Genomic DNA, 1,161 nt, shown 5'->3' on the forward strand with positions numbered 1-1,161 from the left:
CGCCGAGATTGCCCGAGAAGCCCGAGCCGATCGCGGTGCGCGGTGCGTGGAACGGCATCCCGAACGCCGAGACATAGCCCACCTGCGTCATCTCGTCGCAGAAGATGCCGTCCTCCGGCAGCGCGTCGCGGATCGCCTCGAGGAACGACATCTGCGGCTGGACCGACTGGATCTCGGCCGCCGTCTCGGCCTTCAACCGCGCGATCGTGGCCGCGCGGTCCGGATCGTCGCGGCGCGCGACGGTGGCGGTGAGCGCGCGGGCCGCGTCGGCGGCATCCGCGACGATCCCGAGATCGACGGTGAGCCGGCGCATCTCGGCGGGGTCGATGTCGATGCGCGCGATGCGGATGCCGTCCGGCAGCTTGCCCCAGCGCGCGGTCGGCACATCCAGCCGCGTGCCGAAGCCGATCAGCAGATCCGTCTCCGGCCACAGCCTGAAGCCCTCGGGCACGGTCAGGCTGAGCGGATGCCGGTCATCCAGGATGCCGCGGCCGCCACGATAGCGCACCACGGGCGCGCCGATCCGCTCCGCGAGCGCACGGATCTCCGCGCCGGCATCCATCGCCCCCGCACCGACCCAGATCATCGGGTTGCGCGCGGCGTCGATCATCTCGGCCAGGCGCGCGATCTTCGCCGAGTCGGGCACCGGGTTCGGATGGCGCGGGAATGGATCGCACGACGTGACCTCGGCCTCGGCCGGGAGCTGGTCGAGCGGGATCTCCAGCGCCGCCGGGCTGGGCCGGCCCGACATCATCTCCTGGAACGCGCGGGCCACCTTGCGCGGCGCCTCGGTCGGGTCCTCGATCCGCTCCGCGTGCCGCACCAGCGTCCTGAGTGTGGCGAGCTGATCCGGCAGCTCATGGAGCTGGCCGCGCAGCCGGCCGATCTGGGAGGACGGCACCTGTCCGGTCAGGCACAGGACCGGCGCGTTGACACTCCAGGCGGTGGAGAGGGCGGCCGTGGTGTTCAGCACGCCAGGGCCCGGCACGACGGCATAGACGGCCGGCTTGCCCGTCGCGCAGGCGTAGCCGAGGGCCATGTAGGCCGTGGTCTGCTCGTGCCGCGCGTTGATGACCTGGATGCGGTTGGCGTTGCGGGCGAGCGCGTCGAACAGCCCGTACATCTGCACGCCGGGCAGCCCGAACACGGTATCGATCCCGT

1 protein-coding gene is annotated in these 1,161 nt (G+C 71.9%); it reads right to left on the minus strand.

Going from position 1 to position 1,161, the window contains the following annotated elements; translation table 11 throughout:
• On the minus strand, positions 1-1,147 hold a 1,147-nt coding region (locus ACTIFU_RS23795), incomplete at its 3' end, for a thiamine pyrophosphate-binding protein (RefSeq protein ID WP_439580806.1).
• Positions 1,148-1,161: the final 14 nt, after the last annotated feature.

Origin of the sequence: Elioraea sp., assembly GCF_051860475.1 — a bacterium.
Taxonomy (GTDB): domain Bacteria; phylum Pseudomonadota; class Alphaproteobacteria; order Acetobacterales; family Acetobacteraceae; genus Elioraea.